The 20,007-nt window shown below is 41.1% G+C and carries 21 protein-coding genes; 11 read left to right on the plus strand and 10 right to left on the minus strand.

Going from position 1 to position 20,007, the window contains the following annotated elements; all coding sequences use genetic code 11:
• Positions 1–147 precede the first annotated feature (147 nt).
• The gene (gene lysA, locus J0654_RS08500; RefSeq protein ID WP_207027659.1) at positions 148–1,386 is read left to right on the plus strand and encodes a diaminopimelate decarboxylase; all 1,239 of its coding nucleotides are present in this window, start codon (positions 148–150) and stop codon (positions 1,384–1,386) included.
• Between the two features lie 99 nt (positions 1,387–1,485).
• On the plus strand, positions 1,486–2,001 hold the full coding sequence (locus tag J0654_RS08505) for a thioredoxin family protein (protein WP_207027661.1): 516 nt from the start codon (positions 1,486–1,488) through the stop codon (positions 1,999–2,001).
• A 35-nt stretch (positions 2,002–2,036) separates the two neighbouring features.
• Here the strand turns inward: J0654_RS08505 and guaB are convergent, their stop codons facing one another.
• Positions 2,037–3,509 (minus strand): IMP dehydrogenase, encoded by a 1,473-nt coding sequence (gene guaB / locus J0654_RS08510; RefSeq protein ID WP_207027663.1) that lies wholly within the window; start codon positions 3,507–3,509, stop codon positions 2,037–2,039.
• Positions 3,510–3,752: 243 nt separating this feature from the next.
• Here guaB and J0654_RS08515 point away from each other — a divergent pair, with 243 nt between their 5' ends.
• Positions 3,753–5,978, plus strand: a complete 2,226-nt coding sequence (locus J0654_RS08515; protein WP_207027666.1) for a TonB-dependent receptor family protein — start codon at positions 3,753–3,755, stop codon at positions 5,976–5,978.
• Between the two features lie 54 nt (positions 5,979–6,032).
• On the opposite strand, the gene J0654_RS08520 is transcribed toward J0654_RS08515, so the two are convergent.
• From J0654_RS08520 to J0654_RS08535, 4 genes are read right to left on the minus strand one after another with little or no spacing between them, the layout of a single operon-like run.
• The gene (locus tag J0654_RS08520; protein ID WP_207027668.1) at positions 6,033–6,896 is read right to left on the minus strand and encodes a hydroxymethylglutaryl-CoA lyase; all 864 of its coding nucleotides are present in this window, start codon (positions 6,894–6,896) and stop codon (positions 6,033–6,035) included.
• Between the two features lie 21 nt (positions 6,897–6,917).
• Entirely contained in the window at positions 6,918–7,574 is a 657-nt protein-coding gene (locus tag J0654_RS08525) for a LysE family translocator (RefSeq protein ID WP_207027670.1), read from the minus strand.
• Between the two features lie 5 nt (positions 7,575–7,579).
• Positions 7,580–8,620: a quinone-dependent dihydroorotate dehydrogenase gene (locus J0654_RS08530; protein ID WP_207027672.1), complete on the minus strand. Its 1,041-nt coding sequence runs from the start codon at positions 8,618–8,620 to the stop codon at positions 7,580–7,582.
• Positions 8,621–8,677: 57 nt separating this feature from the next.
• Positions 8,678–9,097 (minus strand): hypothetical protein, encoded by a 420-nt coding sequence (locus tag J0654_RS08535; protein ID WP_207027674.1) that lies wholly within the window; start codon positions 9,095–9,097, stop codon positions 8,678–8,680.
• A gap of 97 nt (positions 9,098–9,194) precedes the next feature.
• On the opposite strand from J0654_RS08535, the gene pepT reads away from it, so the two are divergent.
• The 4 genes from pepT to J0654_RS08555 all read left to right on the plus strand — a co-directional run bounded on the left by pepT (position 9,195) and on the right by J0654_RS08555 (position 12,513).
• Positions 9,195–10,424, plus strand: a complete 1,230-nt coding sequence (pepT, locus tag J0654_RS08540; RefSeq protein WP_207027676.1) for a peptidase T — start codon at positions 9,195–9,197, stop codon at positions 10,422–10,424.
• 2 nt (positions 10,425–10,426) lie between these two features.
• Entirely contained in the window at positions 10,427–11,017 is a 591-nt protein-coding gene (locus J0654_RS08545; protein WP_207027678.1) for a YdeI/OmpD-associated family protein, read from the plus strand.
• 171 nt (positions 11,018–11,188) lie between these two features.
• Positions 11,189–11,722 carry a dihydrofolate reductase family protein gene (locus J0654_RS08550; protein WP_207027681.1) on the plus strand — a complete coding sequence of 178 codons (534 nt, stop codon included), beginning with the start codon at positions 11,189–11,191 and terminating at the stop codon, positions 11,720–11,722.
• Between the two features lie 311 nt (positions 11,723–12,033).
• The gene (locus J0654_RS08555; RefSeq protein WP_207027683.1) at positions 12,034–12,513 is read left to right on the plus strand and encodes a hypothetical protein; all 480 of its coding nucleotides are present in this window, start codon (positions 12,034–12,036) and stop codon (positions 12,511–12,513) included.
• 89 nt (positions 12,514–12,602) lie between these two features.
• Here J0654_RS08555 and J0654_RS08560 read toward each other — a convergent pair whose 3' ends face one another.
• From J0654_RS08560 to nusB, 4 genes are all read right to left on the minus strand, one after another.
• On the minus strand, positions 12,603–13,952 hold the full coding sequence (locus J0654_RS08560) for a Gfo/Idh/MocA family protein (protein WP_207027685.1): 1,350 nt from the start codon (positions 13,950–13,952) through the stop codon (positions 12,603–12,605).
• A gap of 88 nt (positions 13,953–14,040) precedes the next feature.
• On the minus strand, positions 14,041–14,331 hold the full coding sequence (yajC, locus tag J0654_RS08565; RefSeq protein WP_207027687.1) for a preprotein translocase subunit YajC: 291 nt from the start codon (positions 14,329–14,331) through the stop codon (positions 14,041–14,043).
• Between the two features lie 13 nt (positions 14,332–14,344).
• Complete coding sequence (locus J0654_RS08570; protein ID WP_207027689.1) at positions 14,345–14,821, minus strand: DUF1573 domain-containing protein; 477 nt, start codon at positions 14,819–14,821, stop codon at positions 14,345–14,347.
• Between the two features lie 37 nt (positions 14,822–14,858).
• Positions 14,859–15,806 carry a transcription antitermination factor NusB gene (gene nusB, locus J0654_RS08575; protein ID WP_207027691.1) on the minus strand — a complete coding sequence of 316 codons (948 nt, stop codon included), beginning with the start codon at positions 15,804–15,806 and terminating at the stop codon, positions 14,859–14,861.
• A 181-nt stretch (positions 15,807–15,987) separates the two neighbouring features.
• On the opposite strand from nusB, the gene J0654_RS08580 reads away from it, so the two are divergent.
• The 4 genes from J0654_RS08580 to J0654_RS08595 all read left to right on the plus strand — a co-directional run bounded on the left by J0654_RS08580 (position 15,988) and on the right by J0654_RS08595 (position 19,400).
• On the plus strand, positions 15,988–17,742 hold the full coding sequence (locus tag J0654_RS08580) for an ABC transporter ATP-binding protein (protein ID WP_207027692.1): 1,755 nt from the start codon (positions 15,988–15,990) through the stop codon (positions 17,740–17,742).
• A 75-nt stretch (positions 17,743–17,817) separates the two neighbouring features.
• Positions 17,818–18,192 carry a PUR family DNA/RNA-binding protein gene (locus J0654_RS08585; protein WP_207027694.1) on the plus strand — a complete coding sequence of 125 codons (375 nt, stop codon included), beginning with the start codon at positions 17,818–17,820 and terminating at the stop codon, positions 18,190–18,192.
• Between the two features lie 93 nt (positions 18,193–18,285).
• A complete protein-coding gene (locus J0654_RS08590; RefSeq protein ID WP_207027697.1) occupies positions 18,286–18,846 on the plus strand; it encodes a thioredoxin family protein in 561 nt (186 codons plus the stop codon).
• Positions 18,831–19,400: a GNAT family N-acetyltransferase gene (locus J0654_RS08595; RefSeq protein ID WP_207027698.1), complete on the plus strand. Its 570-nt coding sequence runs from the start codon at positions 18,831–18,833 to the stop codon at positions 19,398–19,400. Before J0654_RS08590 ends, J0654_RS08595 begins: the two co-directional genes overlap by 16 nt.
• 1 nt (position 19,401) lies before the next feature.
• On the opposite strand, the gene J0654_RS08600 is transcribed toward J0654_RS08595, so the two are convergent.
• Entirely contained in the window at positions 19,402–19,944 is a 543-nt protein-coding gene (locus tag J0654_RS08600) for a YfiT family bacillithiol transferase (RefSeq protein ID WP_207027700.1), read from the minus strand.
• Between the last annotated feature and the right edge of the window lie 63 nt (positions 19,945–20,007).

The raw sequence follows: 20,007 nt of genomic DNA on the forward strand, positions 1-20,007 counted from the left end.
AAAATACACATCAAAACCAAAAGGTACAACCCGTGAGACCATATCATTGTTATAAATAAAACACCCTGTTATATTTTAATGAATAATGTCAGTTTTCTTGTGTGTACCGCGGACAAAACCTAGTTTTGCTTAAAATATTGGTTTACTATGAATTCTAAGGACTTACTTCAACTTACCGAACAATTTGGCGCACCACTTTATGTATATGATGCAGATAGAATCACTTCACAATACAAAAAACTGACCAATGCATTTAAAGGTGTACCCAACCTTAAGTTGAACTATGCTGCCAAGGCATTGTCCAATGTAAGCATCCTTAGATTACTGAACAGTTTGGGAAGCGGCTTGGACACGGTATCCATTCAAGAAGTAAAATTAGGCTTGTTGGCCGGGTTTAAGCCAGAATCCATCATTTTTACGCCAAATGGTGTTTCTTTGGAAGAAATTGAAGAAGCTGCGGCACTTGGGGTTCAAGTAAATATTGACAACCTCTCCATTTTAGAGCAATTTGGGAGCAAGCATCCGGACATTCCCGTTTGTATCCGTATCAATCCACATGTAATGGCGGGAGGGAACTCCAATATTTCTGTGGGACATATCGATTCTAAATTCGGCATAAGCATTCACCAAATTCCACATTTACTGCGAATTGTGGAGTTGACCAACATGAATATCAACGGAATCCACATGCATACCGGCAGTGATATTTTGGATATTGATGTTTTCCTATATGCTTCAGAAATTCTTTTTGAAACGGCCAGTAACTTCAAGGATTTGGAATTTATAGATTTTGGCAGTGGATTTAAGGTCCCTTACAAAGAGGGGGATATCCAAACCAATGTGGATGAGTTGGGCAAAAAACTTACCAAAAGATTCAACGAGTTTTGTGAGGAATATGGCAAAGAGCTCACGTTGGCCTTTGAGCCAGGCAAGTTTTTGGTGAGCGAGGCAGGCTACTTCTTGGCCAAGGTAAATGTGGTAAAGCAGACCACTTCCACCGTTTTTGCAAGCGTGGATTCCGGTTTCAACCATTTAATTAGACCTATGCTGTACGGGTCCAACCATCAAATAGAGAATATTTCCAATCCAAAGGGAAGGGAACGCTATTACTCTGTGGTCGGCTACATCTGCGAAACGGATACATTTGGTAGCAATCGTAGGATCAACGAAATATCCGAAGGAGATATCCTTTGCTTTAAAAACGCGGGCGCTTATTGTTTCACTATGGCCAGCAATTACAATTCCAGATATAGGCCCGCAGAGGTACTTTGGTACCAGGGAAAAGCCCATCTGATCAGAAAAAGGGAAACTTTTGATGATATTTTGCACAACCAAGTCGACGTAAAAGAACTTTTCGATACACCAAAGAAACAAGCTGTAAAGTAGGCCCGAAGCCTTATCAGAGTGTTAAAGCCAATACTATTTTGGCACAATTTTCGTTAGTTTTGTATTGATAGAACGACAAATACGTCAAAAACGAAGACTATGCGCTCAATTTATACCCAAATCAGCTTACTTTTCATAGCATTTATAGGCTTTAATGCCCAAGCCCAAGATATTCAATGGATATCCTGGGAAGAGGCCGTTGAACTTTCCAAAACGGATGCGCAGCCCAAAAAAATATTTGTTGATGTTTACACGGATTGGTGCGGATGGTGTAAAAAGATGGATAAAAACACATTTCAACATCCAGACGTATCCAAATACATGCAAGACAATTTTTATATGGTAAAATTGGACGCAGAAGGTAAGGATCCCATCGAATATCAAGGCAAGACATTCAAATTTGTTCCATCAGGAAGAAGAGGCTATCATGAATTGGCCGCGGCGCTTTTGCAGGGTCGTATGAGCTACCCTACGGTGGTTTTCTTGGATGAGCAATTGAACATGTTATCTCCTGTTCCTGGATACCAACAAGTAGAACCTTTTATGCAGATCGCCAAGTACTTTGGTGAAAACATCTACAAGGATAAGGATTGGGAAAGCTACGCTGGAAAATAAATTCCCCAGCGTTTGCGTTTACAATTTAAATTTATCTACCTGCTATAATTCGGACTCTCTTTGGTAATGGTCACATTATGAGGGTGGCTTTCGTGAATTCCGCTTGAGGTAATCTTTACAAAACGTGCATTGTTTTTCAAGGTCTCGATATCGCCTGCGCCGCAATAGCCCATTCCAGCCCTTAGTCCACCAATAAATTGGTGCATACTTTCCACCAATTCACCTTTGTAGGGCACTCGGCCCACAATACCTTCGGGTACCAACTTTTTGATATCGTCCTCAACATCCTGGAAATATCTATCCTTACTACCCTTTTTCATGGCCTCAACAGAGCCCATTCCACGATACGATTTAAATTTACGGCCTTCATAAATAATGGTTTCTCCTGGAGATTCTTTGGTACCGGCCAATAAGGAACCTAACATTACGGTATCTGCTCCTGCCGCCAAAGCTTTAGGGATATCGCCCGTGTAACGGATACCTCCATCGGCGATTACCGGAACTCCTGTCCCTTTTAATGCAGCAGATACTTCCAAAACAGCTGAAAACTGTGGAAAACCGACTCCGGCCACAACGCGAGTAGTACAAATGGACCCAGGTCCTATACCTACCTTAACCGCATCCGCTCCTGCTTCCACCAAATATTTTGCTGCTTCAGCGGTTGCAATATTACCCACTACAACCTCCAATTCCGGAAAGGATTTTTTTACCTCTTTCAAAATACTGACCACACCCTTGGTATGGCCATGTGCGGTATCGATAATAATGGCATCCACCCCTGCTTTGACCAATGCTTCGGCCCTGTCAACGGCATCAGCGGTCACTCCTATGGCAGCCGCAACCCGTAAACGTCCGTACTGGTCTTTATTGGCAATGGGCTTTTGGGTAAGCTTGGTAATATCTCTAAAGGTGATCAAACCAATAAGTTCGTCCTTATCGTTGACCACCGGTAATTTTTCAATCTTGTTTTCCTGAAGGATTACCTCTGCTTGCTGCAAAGAGGTACCTTCCGCCACCGTAACCAAATTTTCTGATGTCATGACCTCGGCAATGGGTCTATCGTCATTTTTCTCAAAACGAAGATCACGGTTGGTCACAATACCGATCAGCTTTTTGTCGGAATCCACAATTGGGATTCCACCAATACTATGCTCTTTCATGCTGGCTTTGGCATCACGAACTACGGATTCCAAAGGAAGCGTTACCGGATCCATGATCATTCCGCTCTCGGCACGCTTTACCTTTCTTACCTTGAGCGCCTGTTGCTCGATCGTCATGTTTTTATGAAGAACACCTATACCGCCCTCCCTTGCCATGGCAATGGCCATGCGGGATTCGGTTACTGTATCCATAGCTGCAGAAACGATGGGCACATTAATGGTGATGTTCTTGGTAAATTTTGACTGAATATTTACTTCTCTGGGAAGTACTTCGGAATAAGCAGGTACAAGAAGGACGTCGTCGTACGTTAGTCCTTCGCCAACAATTTTGTTTTGGTGAGCTTCCATTGCAATTACGGATTAATTGCGTGCAAATATACCACTAATTTTAATGAAAGAAGGACATACCCAATACTTTCTACATTATTGAGAAAATGTTTACACTACAAACGCAGCGACAGACACTCAATAAGACGACAATTTTCCAAAAATTATATTTATTTATTCTAAATAAGGTTTGTTTTATGGTGATGAGAATGTACATTTGCATTCCAAATTAATTTTTATTTAAACTAAGTCTTAATTAATACAATGTACCGACCATCATTAATCATCATCGCATTTTTTAGTTTTCTATTTCTTTCTGGACAACAAAAACCATTGGGCAATGATTCCACATTAATACAACTGAACGAAGTTGTTCTATCTGCAAAAGTGATTTTTGGAAGTAAATTTGTCGCAAAGAACAGAACGGGGTCATCCTATTACTTGTCTCCCGAAGAGATCAAAAAATTCAATTATACAGACGTCAACCGGACCTTACGTACGGTTCCCGGGGTTAATATTTACGAAGAAGATGGATTTGGTCTTAGACCAAACATTAGTTTACGGGGAACTTCTCCAGAAAGGAGTTCGAAAATCACCTTAATGGAAGATGGTGTGCTTATTGCTCCCGCTCCCTACAGTGCCCCATCGGCTTATTATTTTCCTACCATTGCCCGGATGCAAGCTGTAGAAATATTAAAGGGAAGTAGTCAAGTGCAATTTGGGCCATACACTACGGGCGGCGCCATAAATATGATTTCCACCGAAGTCCCTGATAACTTTGGGATCTTTTTGAACAGTAGTTACGGAAGCTTTCAAAGTGGCCGTATCCATGCCCAATTGGGAGATAGCCGTAAAAACTTTGGTTATTCGGTAGAATACCTCAACTACAATTCCAATGGGTTTAAAAACTTGGAAAATGGGGACAATACAGGTTTTGACAAGAATGACCTGGTTGCCAAATTCAAGGTCAACACGAATCCAGAAGCAATAGTGGGACAGGAATTTGAAGTTAAATTGCAATATTCAGATGAAACTTCCAATGAAACCTACTTGGGATTGACCCAGGAAGATTTTGATGCTGACCCCTTCCGTCGCTATGCTGGATCACAAAACGACCAAATGAACGCTGAGCATTTCCAATTGATGGGGACCCACGCCTTAAAATTCAGCGATCAATTCAGGATTACCACCGTTGGCTATTACAACGATTTTAGTAGAAATTGGTATAAAGTGGATTATGTTACCATCGATGGCGAACGTCAAGGTATCGGCAACATTTTTGGGGCCCCGAACGAGTTTGCATCCTATATAGATTTAGTAAAAGGCTCGATCAATAGTGGAGCGAATGACCTACTGAATGCCAGAAACAACAATAGAGATTATTTGTCAACCGGGGTTCAAACAAAATTGGATTACCATTGGAGCGGTGAGAACACCTATCACGACTTGGAAATAGGACTACGTTACCACTATGATGAAGAAGACCGCTTTCAGTGGATAGATGATTATGCCATGGTAAACGGAGATATGCAATTGGTCAATCCAGGCGTTCCAGGTACTAATGCCAACAGGGTAAGCAGTGCAAAAGCTTTTGCTTCTTATGCCATGTACAAATTGAAAATCAACGACTTAACATTAACGCCAGGCCTCCGTTACGAGAACATTGCCTTGGAAAGATTGAACTATGGAACCAACGACGTGGAACGTACTGGTTCTGATCTTTCCGAAAGACAGAATAAAGTTGACGTTTTTATCCCAGGAATTGGTTTCAACTACAATTTCAATGACCTATCCGTTTTTGGAGGGGTGCACAAAGGCTTTTCACCTCCAAGTAACCAACCTGGAGAAAATCCTGAGGAAAGTGTAAACTATGAGCTGGGCAGTCGCTTCTCATTTGCAGGTATTTCCGGCGAGTTGGTTGGCTTTTATAACGATTACAGTAATCTTTTGGGCAGTGATCTTGCCGCAACGGGCGGAACCGGATCATTAGATCAATTTAATGCTGGTGAAGTACGCGTGCAGGGTATTGAGCTGCTGCTCAACTATAACTTTTTGGAGAACAATGAAGACCTTCAATTGCCATTTACTTTTGGATATACGTTGACAGATACCGAGTTCTTGAACAGCTTTGGTAGTGAAAACGACATTTGGGGCGAGGTTTCCTCTGGTGATGAAATGCCATACATCTCCAAACACCAGTTCAATGCAGCCTTATCATTGGAACACCAAAATTTTGAATTAAATGTGAGCGGTAGGTACAATGGAGCTTTTAGAACCATGGCCGGAAATGGACCTATACCTGCCAACGAAAAAGTAAATTCCAACTTTATATTAGATCTTGGTGGAAGATACAGGTTCAACGATCACTTGGCCGTAACCGCCAACGCCATAAATTTATTGGACGAAAAATACGCTGTTGCCAGGGTACCTGCAGGTTTAAGACCTGGTCATCCATTTGGCATTTACGCAGGTATTGAGCTTAGATATTAATTGATGATTCCCACAACAGGACAATAGAAAGGCACTCCATTAAGGGTGCCTTTTTTAATGGTATACCGAAAAAAGTTCAGTGGCTTTATTGAAGGCTGCTTCAAAAACCATCCAATTGACACCTGTATCGGCCTTTTCCGCAGTAAAATAGGAAAGCATTCTTTCCGTAGGCATATTTCCAGTAAGTTCATCCTTGGCCATTGGACACCCGCCAAAACCTTGCACTGCACCATCAAATCGACGGCAACCTGCTTTGTACGCTGCGTCCACTTTTTCGTGCCATTTGGATGGAGTGGTATGCAAATGGGCACCAAATTCTATTTCCGGATATTTTGGGATAAGGTTGGAGAACAAGTAATCTATCACCTCTGGCGTAGAACTGCCAATAGTATCTGATAACGAAAGTATTCTAGTTCCCATGGCCGCCAGTTTCTCGGTCCACTCCCCAACTATTTCAACACTCCAAGGATCACCGTACGGATTTCCGAAGCCCATGGAAATATACGTGACCACCTCCTTGCCGTTCGCATCGGCCAACTCCAGGATGCCCTTAAGGGTCTCTACCGATTGGTCAATGGTTTTATGCGTATTCCGCATTTGAAAGTTTTCCGAAATGGAAAAAGGAAACCCCAAATAATCAATTTCTTCATGCTTGCATGCATCTTCCGCGCCCCTAACATTGGCAACAATGGCCAACAGCTTACTTTGGGTACGGGAAAGGTCCAATCGGGCCAAAACCTCAGCAGTATCCTGCATCTGCGGTATGGCTTTCGGCGAAACAAAACTTCCAAAATCAATGGTATCAAAACCACAGCCCAACAAGGATTGGATATACTTTACCTTCTCATCCGTAGGAATAAAGGTTTTTATTCCCTGCATGGCGTCCCGTGGACATTCTATGAGTTTGACTTTTGGCATAGGCGTGCGTAAAAATAGCACTTATTTGTCCGATAGAAATAGATAAATGGCAATCCCTACAAAAACAACCAGTTGCACCCATTTTAAATAAACACCCGCATTTTTATGTCGGGTCAGGTATTTTGAAATCTTTCCCGCCAATACGGCAATGGCCCCAAATACAATAAGGGCAGAGAGCATAAAAAGGAGACCTAAAATATAGAATTGAATTACAGTATTAAGTTCATCGCTAAACAAAAAGCCTGGAAAAAAAGCCAAGAAAAAAATAGTGACTTTTGGATTGAGTACATTCATAGTAACCCCGGTCCAAAAAAGCTTCATGGGTGTTTTGGCCGGTCTGTTTTTATCATCGATCGCAATGGAAGCATCACTGCGGTATACTTGATAGGCCAAGTACAGCAAATACATGGCCCCAAAAAGCTTGATGGCAAAAAATAAGGTATCACTCCGTTTAATGATTTCCGAAACCCCAAAGGCCAACAAAGTGGTATGCACCAAACAACCTAAGACCAATCCAAAAACAGTTGCCAACCCTGATTTAGTACCATTACTGATGCTTTGTGTGAGCACAAAAATATTATCCGGACCTGGTGAAATAGCCAGGGCAAGCGAGGATATAAAAAACCCGACCAATATGGGATAATTGACGGTTTCCAGAAATAAAAATAAACTGTGCATATGGTTTAGTCCATTTTTTCCAAAATGGCCTTGTTGATTTTCTTGATAAGTGCTGGCCCTTCATAAATAAAACCCGTGTAGAGCTGCACCAAATCCGCTCCCGCATCCAACTTTTCCAATGCATCTTCTGGGGAATGGATTCCCCCAACCCCGATTATGGGAAAAGCTTTTTTGCTGTTATCAGCCAAAAAGCGAATTACTTCAGTACTTCTATTTTTTAGAGGCTTTCCACTAAGACCGCCTTTCTCCTCTGTTAAATACAGATCCGATTTCAGTTCTTTTCTTTCAATAGTGGTATTGGTGGCAATAACACCATCAATTTTAGTATCTGCAACAATTTCAATGATGTCCCTTAATTGGTCGTCTGTTAAATCCGGGGCTATTTTCAATAAAATGGGCTTTTGCTTCAATCCAAAGCTTTTGGCCAGTTTACCATTCTGGCTTTTTAGTTTTTTCAACAATTTGGTCAAGGGCTCCTTATCCTGAAGTTCGCGGAGTCCAGGTGTGTTGGGCGAACTCACATTCACCACAAAGTAATCCACATGTTCAAACAAGGCTTCAAAGCAAATCAGGTAATCCTTGATGGCATCTTTGTTGGGGGTAACCTTGTTCTTGCCGATATTGCCGCCGATAATCACACGGTGCTTCTTTTTTAATTGTTCCACGGCTTCAAAAACCCCTTGATTATTAAAGCCCATGCGGTTAATAATTGCCTTATCCCTTTTTAAACGGAACAATCGCTTTTTAGGGTTTCCCGGTTGGGGCTTGGGAGTTACCGTTCCGATTTCAACAAAACCAAAACCGAAATCTGAGAACTCGTTGTATAACTTGGCATTCTTGTCAAAACCAGCAGCCAGACCTACGGGGTTCTTAAATTTTACACCAAAAACCTCCCGCTCCAGTCTTGAGTCGTTCACATTGAAGATTTTTCTAAAAAGACCGCTAAAACCCAATCTTGATAACAACTTAATGGTCCAAAAAGAAAAGTGGTGCACGGCTTCCGGATCAAATAAAAAAAGTACCGGGCGAATCAGGAATTTATACATTCAAAAATGGATTTTGGACAAAAATAACAACTCTTAAAACAGTTATTGACAAATTGCTCAATTTTCGTCAACAGACCTATTAATGTGGATGGGACGCAAGGTCAACTGACTGCATAATTTTAAATATCTTTCATATTGGGCGGGATTGAAACTTAAAAGCAGTCTTTTGTCCATCATACGAACATTCTGCTTCATACTGTCCATTATAGAAGCATATTCCTTGGAGACGGTAATCAATACCTCCGGTGAGCTTTCCTCATTCTTTTTCATAAGGTATTTAGCCTTGTCACTTAAAATATCGTTGCGTATTTTAAGTTCGGCGCTCCAGTTCTTAAGGTTTTCCTTTTGCGCCTCCGTCAACTCAAAAACCTTGGTTATGGCTTCGTTGTCGCGTCCACCTACTCCCAAAATACAATCCATTTGAGCGAACCCGGAAAATCCGGATATCAAAAAAAGATATATGGCTATTGATTTCAATTGAGGTCCGTATTAATCGTTCACGAAAGATAGGTATTAATGCCTTTGATTTATAAAATTGCGTTTGAATAAGCATTATTTTTGATAAAACGACGCTATGGAAAAACTACTGCCCCGATTTTTGGAATATGTAAAAACCGATACGCAAAGCGACCCCTATTCCAAAACCACACCCAGCACAGAAAAGCAGTGGGACCTTGCCAAGAAATTGGTGATGGAACTCCATCAAATAGGTATGCAAGAGGTGTCAATTGACGAGAACGCCTACATTATGGCCACGCTACCCAGTAATATGGACAAAAAGGTACCCACCATCGGTTTTGTTTCCCATTTTGATACTTCCCCCGATTTTTCGGGCAGAAACGTAAAACCACAGATCATTGAAAATTACGATGGAAAGGATATTGTGCTGAACAAGTTAAAGAACATTGTACTTTCTCCAGATTATTTTGAAGATTTAAAGACATACGAAGGACAAACCTTGATCACCACCGATGGCACCACCTTGTTGGGAGCTGATGACAAGGCTGGAATTGCGGAAATCATCACTGCGATGGAATACCTTAATGACCACCCTGAAATTAAGCACGGTAAAATTAGGATAGCTTTTACCCCAGATGAAGAAATTGGTCGAGGTGCACACAAGTTTGATGTTGAAAAATTTGGCGCGGAATGGGCCTACACCATGGATGGCAGTCAAGTGGGCGAACTGGAATATGAAAACTTTAACGCAGCCAAGGCCAAGATCACCATTACGGGAAAAAGCGTACATCCGGGCTACGCCAAAAACAAAATGGTAAACGCCATTGGGATTACCAACGACTTTTTGACCCTTTTACCCCCTAGCGAAGTTCCCGAACATACCGCTGGACGGGAAGGTTTTTTCCATGTGCATAAAATAAAGGGTGAAATCGAAAAAGCTGAGATAGAACTCATTATCCGTGACCACGATACAGTGCATTTCCAGGCAAGGAAGGAATTATTGAACGACATCAAGGATAAACTCAACAAAAAATATGGGGATTATGTGAGCCTGATCATTGAGGACCAATACAAGAACATGCGGGAAAAGGTAGAACCGATGTACCATATTGTGGAAATTGCTGAAGAAGCCATGAAATCACTTCAAATAGAGCCCATCATAAAACCCATTAGAGGTGGAACGGATGGTTCACAGTTGAGCTTTATGGGCTTGCCCTGCCCCAATATTTTTGCCGGCGGGCACAATTTCCATGGCAAATACGAGTATGTTCCTTTGGAAAGTATGGAAAAAGCGGTAAAGGTCATCGTTAGAATTTGTGAACTTACCGCGAGCCAAATCAAGTAGTTGTGGACAAATCCGAAAAAATAGAGCTATACTACGAAAAGGAACACCCGTTTAAGGAAGGGATTGCACTACTTAGGGAAATTGCCCTAAAAACAGAGGCCAATGAAGATTTTAAGTGGAGCTTTCCCGTGTATACCTTGAACAACAAAAATGTGTTCGGTATTTGTAAGTTCAAAACACATTTTGGGGTTTGGTTTTTTAACGGAGTGTTTTTAAAAGACCCTAAAAATGTGCTGGAAAATGCCCAGGAAGGCAAGACCAAGGGCATGCGCCACTGGAAATTCCAAACTTTGGAGGAGGTCGACGAAAAAAACGTGCTGGGTTACATGAAAGAGGCCTTGGACAACCAGAAAAAAGGAAGGGAAATAAAAGCCGAAAAAACCAAAAAGGTCACCATTCCCAAATTATTGCAATCCGAACTGGCAAAGGATTCTGATTTACATATTGCCTTTGAAAAGTTTACTCCCTATAAACAAAAAGAGTTCTGCGAATACATTACAGAGGCCAAACAGGAGAAAACCAAACTGCGAAGATTAGAAAAAATTCTCCCTATGATCAAGGAGGGAGTTGGTTTGAATGATAAGTATCAATAAGGAATTTAAATTCATCAACTCAAATACCATATCCATCCATTCCCGCTGGAATTTTAACCCGATAAATGCCAACTTCACATATCGGACCGTATAATTCATTAAAACGAATCATATCCTGGAACGTTTTGATCAATACAGAAAATACAGCCCTGACCAACTAAAATTAAACCAATGCGAAAAATTATTTATTATGTAGCGAGTTCTCTAGACGGATACATTGCAGGAAAAAATGACGACATAAGCAAGTTCATATTACAAGGAGAAGGAGTTGAGAAGTACCGATCAGACGTTGCAAATTTTAGGACTGTAATTATGGGACGAAAAACCTATGAATTTGGATTTCAATATGGACTTAAACCGGGACAACCTGCTTATCCGAATATGGAAAACCACATTTTTTCGAATTCTATAAAAATCGACAACCTATCTGAATTTGTTAAAATTGAGAAACTGAGTGTGGATAGAGTTAAGGAAATTCGAGAAAACGCCAATACCGACATTTATCTGTGCGGTGGGGGTGAGTTTGCAGGTTGGCTATTGGACAACGGATTAATTGACCAATTGAAACTTAAATTAAACCCGGTTGTGCTTGGAAACGGGACCAAACTATTCGGTTCTTCAACAACAAATGAAAATTGGGTGCTAACAGAAACAGAATCATTTCTTGACGGACTCCAAATATTGACATATGACAAGAAAAAATAAAAAGTACTAGTCACAACATAGAAAAACAAAGGTTATAGCCTGTTTCAACACGGTTTCGGCCTTATAAGCCTGAAGCCCCCGACTACCTACTTTGCGAATGCTCACAGATAATACAAAATACTGACCGGACAAAACATTCCAACTTATGAAAAGTTAATTTAGTCCACTACCAACTTCGAACCAACCACTCCGCTTTTACATTATTAAAATCAACTAAATGACGGACATCATTGCACACCCTTTAATATCAAAATAAATTAAGGTGAAAATTGAAAGTTGGGTTTGCGCCCTTCTTTATAAAATTACGTGTCATGAAAAAGTTGCTATATTTTTTATTCATCGGGTTGATTTCTTTGAGCATCTCCTGCAGTAAAAGTGATGACGAAGATGAATTGACCAAGGACGGGCCCTTTCCGATAAGTGAACTGAGTGGAAACTGGGAGGCCACCAAAGCACAGTTTAGTGTAAGTAGCACATCGGTAGACATTATCGAGGATGGGGGAACGGTAACCATGTCCGTACAAGCGAGCGGTCGTTTCACCCTGACCTTAAATCCCGTAGACCGGGATGCCTATACAGTGACCGGAGAAATCTTCTGGGAAGAATGGCAGGGCAGTTTCTACTTTGCTGTTGCCTGGGACGATGAGCCCAATGATTGGGATACTTACGGCCACACTTACGACGGAACTACACTAAGCATAAACGGCGGCCCCGATTCCGGGGATTACGATTTTGACAATGATGGGGACTTGGAATCCTGTTCCATCCATTTCATTTTTGTTCGTTCGTAAGTATTTTAATGTTTTTCAACGCTAAAGGATGCATTGTTGGAGCTTTTATGTGCAGTCGCAAAAAAGTTGTGGGCTGTTGTAAGCAAAGTTTACCCCACCTTAGGAAATTCCCATCCATTATGGTAGTCATGTATCAATAAAGCATCTGCTTCGGAATGGTTGAACTTTTTATTTTCCGCATCCCAAAAAAGTCGTTCACCCGTTTTATAAGCGACATTGCCTAAATGACTCACCACAGCGGCATCGTAACCAATTTTTATCGGAGCTTTTAATATGGATTTGTCCCTTGTTTTTACCGCTTCCAAAAAGTTTTGGGTATGTAGCCCCAAACCTTGCCCTACACCTTCTTGCAAGGGTACGGCTTCTATTTTTGGTCCTAAATCCTGGCTCCAGTGCGGACGGTCGTGTTCCGGAATCACTTCCCATCCTCCGCGATCAAGAACTAAAGTTCCATTGTTGCCAATAAATGCAATACCATGGTTTCTACCGTAGTTGCCACCATCAATCCCGGTAGCGTGCTCCCAAAGCAATGAAAATTCACCAAAATCGTAAATAGTCTGCAAGGTATCTGGAGTTTCGGCAGCGTCGTTCGGGTAAGCGAACTTACCGCCCATCGCCATTACGGATTTCGGTGTGGAAGCCTTCATTCCGAACAAGGCGTAGTCTATCAAGTGTACGCCCCAATCCGTCATTAAACCGCCTGCATAATCCCAGAACCATCTAAAATTAAAATGAAACCTGTTTTTATTAAATGGTCTGCTCTGTGCAGGACCTAACCACATATCATAATCCACTCCGGCCGGCACAGGACTATCGGGAACGACGGGTACGGATTGCATCCACCCTTGATAGGCCCATGTTTTTACCAAACGTATCTGACCCAGTTTACCTGAATGAACATAATTGATGGCATCCACAAAGTGGGGCTCACTACGTTGCCACTGCCCTATTTGCACCATCCTATCGCTCGCATTTACTTTGGCAAGCATAACTTCACTCTCTGCGACGGAGTTGGCAATAGGTTTTTCACAATACACATCCTTGCCCGCATCAATGGCGTCGGTGAGTTGCAAACAATGCCAATGGTCGGGTGTACCAATAATGGCAATATGAACATCTTTGTCCTCTAATAGTTTTCGATAATCCGAATACCATTTTGGCTTTTTGATACCGCCTTTCTCCAACTCGGCTGTTTTTTCACGAAGCACATTTTCATCAACATCGCAAAGGGCAACTACCTCGACCTCGCTATTTTGTAGCATGGAACTTAAATCTGAAAAGCCCATACCGTTGCAACCGATCAGACCAACCTGTATTTTATCGTTAGGACTGATGTTTCTGCGTACAGATGCCAATAATTCGGTCGGGAAAACCATTGATGCTCCCAATCCTGCCACACCTAATCCACTACGCTTTACAAATTGTCTTCTTGTTGCCATGTCTTTTCAAATTTGGAATAAGATACAAAAAAACGTCCCTTGAAAGTTGATGTTCAAGGGACGTCTTTATAAATTATATTGTTGTTCGCTACTTCTTTTCAACGGGAGCATTCAACTTTTTGCTCATTTCCATGGAAATGGCAGAGCGGTCGAACTTTAAACGCCCGGCCATGGTTTCGATAACACAAGAGAAGTCCTTGTCGTTCAATTCCACGATTTTTCCGTGCAGTCCGCTTTTCGTGATGATCTTATCACCTTTTTTAAGCTCAGAAGCGAATTTTTTCTCATCCTTCTGACGTTTGATCTGAGGGCGGATCATAAAAAAATACGCCACGGCAAAAATCAAAATCAGCGGTAAAAATTGTCCTAGGTTTTCCATTTAGGTGTTTTAATTATTTAACAGGACCGGCAGGCACTGTTCCAGGTGCTTGTACAAATGCTTTGATTCTCAAGATCTCGGAACCTTTGGCAGTATTTGCATTAACGGTAATTGTTTTGGTAACCTGATTTTGACCAGAACCATTGAACTTCACTAACAACTCTCCTGTTTCGCCTGGAGCAATAGGATCTTTAGGAGGGTTTGGCACTGTACAGCCACAGCTACTTTTTGCGTTTGTAATAATAAGAGGGGCATTACCTGTATTGGTAAATGTAAATACGGTTTCCTGTGGAGTTCCTCTTTGGATAGTACCAAAATCGTGTTCGTTTTTCTCAAAAGTCATTACAGGAACCATCTTGTCCGATGCATCTCTGCTCACAGCGCTTTCCACATTGTCAGCAACTATTTTTTTTGATGCTTTGTCTTTACATGATACGCCCATCAAGGCAACTACCAAGATCAAACTAAAAATTGTCGTTATTCTTTTCATGATTAAAATTTGTTTTTCCAAAATTAAGGAATAATTTTTATTGTAAGCCCCTTCCTATTTTTTGGAGCCTTCCATCCGATTTATACTCTTTTGCCAACTTGTCCAAAACCCCATTGATAAAGATACTGCTCTTGGGCGTGGAGTATTCTTTCGCAATTTCCAAATACTCATTTAAGGTCACTTTTTCGGGAATGGACGGAAAGTTCAATAATTCACAAATAGCCATTTTTAAGATAATGGAATCAATCTCCGCAATACGATCATTGTCCCAATTAGGGGTTTTCCCTTCAATTTCCTTCTCCCATTTGGCATCATTGAGCAGGGTCTTGGTCAACAGTTCATTGGCAAAATCCATATCCTGTTGATCTTTCAGCAAAGCCGGCAAAAAGAAACGGTCCCCAGAATCTGGCTTGGCCTTTTTCAGTCGTTTGACCAAAAAGGTGTTCACTATCGGGAAATCGTCCACCCAAGTTAGTTTATCGTCCTCGAAGTAATCGTAGATTTTATCGTTCGGCGCAATGATTTCTTTAAAAAGTTGGATGACAACATTGCGGTCATCCACATAACCATCTTCACCGTTCAACATGTATTCCTTGTAAATATCGCTGGAAACTACAGCCTTGTGGATGATTTTCACATACTCATCGTTCATGTACCAGTTGTCCAACTTGCGTTTGGAGAGTTCGTTCTTCAAAGCTTCGTTGTTTACCAATTGCAACAACAAACGGTTTTTTACAAACTTTTCGGGATTGGGATAGTTATCTTCTTCGGTGGCCACATATTTTTTGGAGGCGTGGCTTACATGTTTTTCTGCCAAACGGTGTAGTTCCGCCAAAAGGCTTAAAATCAAAAGGTATAGAACATACATGTTTTCTATACTGACTCGCAGGAACTTTTCTTGTTTTTGCAGCGAATCGTCCTTGGATTGCACCAATGCATAAATGCATTGCATCACTTTTACTCTAATGTGCCTTCGGGTAAGCATGTTTAAAGAACTTTTAAAGTCATTATTTGGCTTTCACTCCGCAAAAGTAATCTTATATTTGAATCTTACCTACCAAACTTGCTTTCTTATCAGTTTTATAACATTTACTTTGTGAGGTATGGTATATATTTGCGGGATTGTCCACCGAAAAATCGATACTTAAAAACCTCCTCACCCTTGTATGAAGGAACTAAAACACCTAAATAAATATTTTAAAAAATATTGGCTCAAACTGCTATTGGGAATCATAATCACCATAATTGCCCGTGTTTTTTCCTTAGTAATGCCTTCTTATGTGAACAAGTCCATACAAGCTGTGGAAGATTTTACATCGGATGTGATCACCCTTTCGGATGCGAAGGGGTTATTACTTCAATACATTTTAATTATTGTTGGTGCGGCCATACTTTCCGGGCTTTTTACTTTTTTGATGCGCCAAACCATCATCAACGTATCCCGATATATTGAATACGACCTTAAAAATGAGGTCTTTGACCATTACCAATTACTCAGCCTTAATTTTTACAAAAAAAACAGGATTGGGGATTTAATGAACCGAATCAGTGAGGACATCAACCAAGTGCGCTTATATGGCGGCCCCGCCATTATGTACGGTATCCAAACATTGACCCTTTTTGTTTGTTTGATTCCTTTGATGTTCATAAAGGCTCCCACATTGGCCGCATATACCTTGTTGCCACTTCCTGTCTTATCAGTTTTGATTTATCAAATCAGTAAAATTATCCATAAACGAAGTACAAAGGTTCAAGAGTTTTTATCCACACTTTCCACCTTTACCCAAGAATCATTTTCTGGTATTTCCGTGATAAAGGCCTACAGTATTGAACCCAGGATAAACTCTGAATTGCGTGATTTGGCCCGCGAGGGAAAAGACACAAGTATGGCTTTGGCCAAAGTAAATGCTTGGTTTTTCCCCTTAATGATCTTATTGATCGGAATCAGTAATGTTTTTGTCATCTATATCGGTGGGCGACAATATATCAACGGCGAGATAGAGACCATTGGGATCATTGCAGAATTCATCCTTTATGTAAATATGCTTACCTGGCCCGTTGCCGTTGTGGGGTGGTTAACATCAATAGTACAAAGGGCGGAGGCTTCACAGAAACGTATCAATGAGTTTTTAAAGGAAGAGCCATCCATCCAGAACAAAGTTGAACAACCTACCCCAATAAAAGGTGATATTGAGTTCAGAAATGTGACGTTCACCTATGAGGATACCGATATAACTGCCCTAAAAGACGTTTCGTTTACCATAAAAGCTGGACAGACCGTTGCTATTTTAGGTAAAACCGGGTCAGGAAAATCCACCATATTGGATTTGGTGGCGAGATTGTACGACACGACCTCTGGCGAGGTTTTGATCGATGGAGTGCCCGTAGAACAATTGAACCTTGATAGCTTAAGGAGTTCCATTGGTGCCGTACCACAAGATGCCTTCCTTTTTTCGGATACGATTGAAAACAATATTCGGTTTGGTAACGAAAATGCCACACATGATGAGATTGTGGAGGTAGCCAAAAAAGCTGTGGTCCATAAAAACATTGAAGGGTTCGCCAAAAAGTACAATACTGTGCTGGGCGAAAGGGGGATAACATTGAGCGGTGGTCAAAAACAGCGGGTTTCCATTGCACGAGCCCTATTAAAAGACCCTAAAATCTATCTGTTCGACGATTGCCTCTCTGCTGTGGATACCGAAACCGAGGAAGAAATCCTCAACAATTTAAAACGGGTCTCCGAGAGCAAAACAACACTTATTGTAAGCCATAGGGTATCATCTGCCAAGAATGCCGATAAAATCATTGTATTGGACAACGGAAGAATCATTCAAGAAGGCACCCACGAAGAATTGAACAATACCGATGGTTATTATAAAGAACTCTACATCGACCAACTCTCTGGCAAAGAATCATAAAAAAGTTGCTGAATTAGCTTTTTTTTTACATTTTTGGTAACATAATTCAACATAGTACTAAATACACTATACCATATGGGCCAGAAAGATACAATGGATCAGGAAGAGATTTATTCAAAAGTCTTAAGAGCGGGAAGAAGAACCTACTTTTTTGACGTAAGAAGTACCAAGGCCGGAGATTATTACTTAACCATTACAGAAAGTAAAAAGTTTACTCATGATGATGGTTCTTTCCATTACAAAAAGCACAAAATTTATTTGTATAAAGAAGATTTTAGCGCTTTCCGTGAGATCATGGAGGAAATGATGGATTACATTATTGATGAAAAAGGAACCGAAGTCATCTCCGAACGCCACCAAAAAGATTTTAAAAAGGAGGAGGACAGTTTTAGCGAAAACGGTTCAGCTTCTTCAGGTAGTTTTACCGACGTAAGTTTTGATGATATTTAAAAAGGAACCAATCCTTTAAAATGTAACGGCCTGTATTTTTGCAGGTCGTTTTTTATTTTTATCATATTAAACGCATCAAAAAAAATAAATAAAATGGCAAGGACACCCAGCAACATGCTCCCTTTGGGCACCAAGGCACCAGACTTTGAACTGATGGACACCGTTTCCGGTAAAAAATTGGCACTAAAAGATGTAAAAGGAGAAAAAGGCACAGTGATCATGTTTATTTGTAACCATTGTCCTTTTGTGATACATGTAAACCCAATGATCGTTGAATTGGCCAACACATATCAGAAAAAAGGGATTGCCTTTGTGGCCATTTCCAGCAACGATGTGGAAAACTATCCGCAGGATGCCCCGCATCTAATGAAGGAAAAAGCCAAGGAAGAACATTACACCTTTCCTTATCTTTATGATGAGACCCAAGAAGTGGCCAAAGCCTATGATGCTGCTTGCACTCCCGATTTCTATCTTTTTGATACCCATATGACCTTGGCATACCGTGGTCAACTGGACGATTCCAGACCTGGAAATGGTATACCGCTCACCGGTGACGACCTAAGAAATGCCATGAATGCAGTTCTGGAGGGCAAGAAGGTCGATACTGAACAAAAGCCAAGTCTGGGATGCAATATTAAATGGATAACCCCCTAGCGAACACCAGAATGAACCATGCTATCCTGAACAACACCCTTACGTTGGAGACCGTTACAGAAAAAAACATTGAAAAGTATGTCGATGTTGGGGTACGGTCGTATTGCGAACATTACCTCCACCTGTGGGAAAACGAAGACCCCGCACCATACATTTCGCATGGTCTTACCAAAACAGTTGTGGAGCGCGAATTAAAGGATCCCAACGCTTTGAACTATTTGATCAATCTGAACAACGAGACCATTGGAATTTTGAAATTGGTAAAACATTGTGGTATTGATGAAATTTCGGACGAGGATGCTCTAAAGGCCGAAAAAATCTATCTACTGAAAAAACACTCAGGAAAAGGCATTGGTAAACAATTGCTTCAATTTGTTGAAGATACTGCGAAGTCACTCAACAAAAAAGTAATCTGGCTGGACGCCATGCAAAAGGGAAATCCGGTTCACTTTTATCAAAAAAATGGGTATGTCATCAAAAGGGAAAGCCAAGTGGTACTGCCCAACGTAAAACCTTCTGAAAAGCCGATGTGGATTTTGACCAAAAAACTCTAGGCTACCACCCTTTGCGCTTTATCAAATTGGCAATATGGGCAAAATGATGGTTACTGTGCCAGGCGTAGCGGGCAATATTTTCCTTTAAAGTGGTTTCATTGTTTCCATCGGGGTGAATAAAACTTCGTTCCAAATCCTTCTCCGAAAGGCCTTTTAACAAATAGACCAATTTCGCGTGTACGGCACTCAAGTGGTCCAAGGACATTTGAATGGGAGCTGTACGTGTATCGAACAATGCTGCCCAAGCCTTTTCATCATAAGCTTTAATATAGGGCCTGTCCTCTGTTAAGCCCCATTTAAAGCGGATATAGCTGTTATGGTGGCTATCCGAAATATGGTGCACTAATTGGCGTACCGTCCACCCATTTGGGCGATACGGGGTTTCCAGTTGTTCTTCGGAAAGTGGTGTTACCAAATTGGATAATCGCCGTGGCAACGTTTCCAAAATTGAAATCCATTCTTCCAAAGCTGTCTCTGTAACGGTTTCGGGAATCTCAAATTTCCCGATCGGATAACGCAATTGTTCCAAAACTTCTTTTTCCATCTGTTAAAAGTAACAAGTTTGCAGGAAATTGTGCCACAATAAATTCAAACATAATTTAATACA

This window comes from Flagellimonas profundi (assembly GCF_017313275.1).
In the GTDB taxonomy this organism is placed as follows: domain Bacteria; phylum Bacteroidota; class Bacteroidia; order Flavobacteriales; family Flavobacteriaceae; genus Flagellimonas; species Flagellimonas profundi.